This window comes from Mycobacterium sp. (assembly GCF_032161845.1).
Classification (GTDB): Bacteria; Actinomycetota; Actinomycetes; order Mycobacteriales; family Mycobacteriaceae; genus Mycobacterium.
In genome coordinates, this window is record NZ_JAVRQA010000117.1 from 1 (window position 1) to 3,501 (window position 3,501).

Genomic DNA, 3,501 nt, shown 5'->3' on the forward strand with positions numbered 1-3,501 from the left:
GCGAAGGTTGCTGCACGCGTCCTTCAACGAGCTCGACAGCAGATCCTTGGTGCCGTCGATCTTGCTCGTCATCGCGTCGATCGTCTTCTGTTCGGTGAGCACGACGATCCCCGGCTCGGCGTCCTGGTTGTCGGACTTCACCGTGATCACGACGACCGTGTTCGCCTTTATGTGCACCGTGTGCACGGTCGGATTGCCGATGTCCTTGACGTCGTCGTCGAACGTGACCTGCTTGTCCGCGAGCGCGGTGACCTTCGTGCCCTTGTCGTCGCTCCGTGTGAGCAGGAATGCCGCCACCAGGATGACGACCACGGCAATCGCCGCACCGCCGACGTACAGCGGGGTCTTCGACTTCGCGGCCGGCGCTGGCCCTTGTTGCCCTTTGGCGGCTGCTTCCGACGGCGGCGGCATGGGCTTGCCGCCGAGCGGATCAGCGGCGGACGTTCCCGCGTCGGACACGTTGTCGAGCCACGCGTAACCGTCCCAGTACCGCAACTCGTGCCGGGTCGTCGGATCGGGGTACCAACCAGCGGGATCGCTCACGTCGTCGAGACTAGATGCGATGCCTAGGGCGAAATGGCAGGCAGTACGGTGACCCGCCGTGCCTGGTGCCAGCGGCCGTCGCGCTTTCTCGAGATTTGCCGTGGGCGCCGCGGTCGTGATCGCACTCGCGGGGTGTGGGACGCCGCCCAATCTCGATCATCAGGAGCAGGTGGCGTTCGCGCGCGAGTGCACCAGCCTGATCGAGCGCAACCTGTCCGACAACCCGCCGCCCCGGACCGCGTTGCTCGGGAGCGACGAGCTGAATCTCGACGATCCGAGCGCGTTCTACTCGGTGATGGACCGGCTGCGTGGGCCGTCGACGTACAACCTCCACGATCCGAAGCGATCCACCGACACCGCCCGGCAACCCCTCGATGACTGCAGCACGAAGCCGAAGGTGCTGTCGTCGCTGTTCGGTTCACCGGGGAGCACGACGACCTCCACCACCACGTCGACCACCACGTCGACCACCACGACGGTGCCCGGGTCGTGACCCGAGGAGAACGCTCGTGGCTCGACATCGCGGTGCCGGTCGCGCTGATGATCGGCACAGTGGCCACCCGGCTGCCGGGCCTGTCCACGCCGCGAGCATTCGTCTTCGACGAGATCTACTACGCCCCTGACGGTGCGGAGATGTTGCGCCGCGGCGTCGAGAAGGGTGGTGTCGTCCATCCGCCCGGCGGCAAGTGGCTCATCGCCAGTGGCATCCGCATCTTCGGGTTCACTCCGGTCGGCTGGCGCTTCGCCGCCCTGGTGTCCGGCTGTCTCATCGTGCTGCTGACGTACTACGCCGCCCGTCAGATCGCGAGCGGGCGGGTGATCCCCGCGCTGGCCGCCGCGGCCGTGGCTCTGGACGGCATCTCGTTCACCACCGGCCGGACCGCCCACCTCGACGTGTTCCTGGCCCTGTTCACGACGGCGGCCATCACGCTCACACTCATCGCGCTGCGGGACCCGTCGAACGCGCGGCGGGTGCGTTGGTGTCAGCTGGGTGCCGGGGTGGCGCTCGGCTTCGGCTTGACCGTGAAGTGGAGCGCGGCGTTCCTGCTGCTCGCGGTGCTGCTGGCGTTCATCTGGCTGCGCGCTCGCCAGCCGGCCGCGCCCGGACACGGGCGGCGCCTGTTCACGACGGTGCTGACGTTCACGGTCTTGCCGCTCGGTATCTACCTCGCGGTGTACACGCCGTGGATCGTGAACGCCGACAAGACGTTCATCCACATCACCGACTGCAAGAACAACAACGACTGCTCGCTCTCGATCGCGAATCGCATCCGTCAGTTCATCGAGGACCAGAACCGCATCCGCTTGTTCCAGCAGGAGAGCCTCCAGGACACCAACTCGAACGCGGACCTGAGCTGGAAGTGGATCAACCAGACGCACCCATCGACGCTGTTCCGCAAGACGTGCATCCCCGCGCTTGAGCAGGCGCCCGACGAGCTCGCCGACAAGGCGTGCGTCGGCGCCGCTCCCGGCGACATCTCCGAGATCGTCACCGTGGCCAACCCGGTGATGTGGTTCACCGCCATGGGCGCCGGCCTCGTGCTGCTGTGGCGGGTGGTGTTCCGGCGCGACCGGGTGGCGTTCTTCTTGCTGGCCTTCGCGCTGTACCAATGGCTGCCGTGGGCGATCAACCCGCGCCACTCGTACACCTTCTACATCGCGCCGCTCATTCCCGCGCTCGCGCTGTGGATCGCGGCCGTGTTCGCGCACAAACCGTTCCGCTGGATCGCGCCGGTCTTCGCCGTGCTCCTGGTCGCCGCGTTCGCGTTCTACTACCCGATCTGGGCCGGCAAGCCCATGTCCCCCACCGAGATCCGCGCCCGCGAATACTGGCGCGCCTACTAGCCACCCAGGATTTTCCCTGTCAGGGAAAACGGAGGTGTCAGTCGGCGATGCGCAAGGCGACGGCGGGTTTGATGCGGCTGGCTTGGGTGGCGGGGGCGGCGACGGCCAGGAGTGAGGCGACCAACGCGGCGATGGCCAGTAGCGCGATCACGCCCCAGGGCACGGTGAACGGCAGCGACTTGTCGCCGAACGTCGACGAGTTGCTGAGGACGGAGAAGCCGGTGACGAGTCCCAGCGCGCCACCGATCGCGATCCCCTGCGCGGCGATGAACGCGGCCTCGATGAGGAACGCCCGGCGCACGACGCGGGACGGGAATCCCATCGCCCGAAGCATCCCGATCTCGCGCCGGCGCTCGCGCACGGCCCGCACCATCACGACACCGAGACCGGCGATGCCGATGACGAGCCCGAGCGCCAGGAACCCTTCGAGCAGCCTGATGAACGCGGTCGTGCCCCGCAAGCGATCGTCGACGAGGGCGCCGAACGTGTCGGCCTTCACGCCATTGGCAAGCAGGTCACCCTTCAATCGAGACGCCACCTGACTGGGATCCGCACCGGCGCGCACCGCGACGTAGAAACGGCCCGTGAACGAACGATCGACCAGTGTCGGGACCGCCGGGGCGGCGACCATCGCTCCGTTCTCCGCGGGGTCGATGTCGCCGTCGATTCCGACCACGGTGAGCACGCGCCGCCGGCCACCCGCGGGATCGATCAGCGTGATGCGCTGACCGACGCTCACGGACGACGTCGGCGGCCCTCCGCCCACCGCCAAGAAATCGCTGGGGACGATCACGAGATCGGGCGACGCCAACACCGCCCGCCACGCCGCCTCGTCGCTGCTGTACTGCTTGTCGCGCGACGACAACGCGGGCACGCCTCGGGCGAGCAACGTGTTGTCGAAGCCGCTGAAGCGACGCTGGAACGTGTCCGTCCTCGTCGGCGTCTCGAACTTGGCGAGGGCCCACACCATCGGTGCCACCGCGACCACATCCGGCTCCGCTTGAAGCTGCGCGACGGTCACCGGGTTGCTCGGATTGCTGTCGACGACGAGGTCGTAGCCCGCCCGCGTGTCGTCGGCCACTTGTGGTGCCTGCGCTTCGAACACCGCTGCGA

4 protein-coding genes are annotated in these 3,501 nt (G+C 67.6%); 2 read left to right on the forward strand and 2 right to left on the reverse strand.

Annotation, left to right across the window (positions count from 1 at the left end; genetic code table 11):
* Nucleotides 1-543 (reverse strand): DUF2510 domain-containing protein (locus QOD90_RS07335; protein WP_526348153.1); only part of this gene is annotated, 543 nt, incomplete at its 3' end.
* Between the two features lie 100 nt (nt 544-643).
* On the opposite strand from QOD90_RS07335, the gene QOD90_RS07340 reads away from it, so the two are divergent.
* Together QOD90_RS07340 and QOD90_RS07345 are read left to right on the forward strand one after the other, a co-directional pair.
* Nucleotides 644-1,036 (forward strand): hypothetical protein, encoded by a 393-nt coding sequence (locus tag QOD90_RS07340; protein ID WP_526348155.1) that lies wholly within the window; start codon nt 644-646, stop codon nt 1,034-1,036.
* Nucleotides 1,033-2,388, forward strand: coding sequence for a phospholipid carrier-dependent glycosyltransferase (locus tag QOD90_RS07345; RefSeq protein WP_526348156.1), 1,356 nt, complete (start codon nt 1,033-1,035; stop codon nt 2,386-2,388). Before QOD90_RS07340 ends, QOD90_RS07345 begins: the two co-directional genes overlap by 4 nt.
* A 37-nt stretch (nt 2,389-2,425) precedes the next feature.
* On the opposite strand, the gene QOD90_RS07350 is transcribed toward QOD90_RS07345, so the two are convergent.
* Nucleotides 2,426-3,501: ABC transporter permease (locus tag QOD90_RS07350; RefSeq protein WP_526348157.1), on the reverse strand; the 1,076-nt coding region annotated here is incomplete at its 5' end.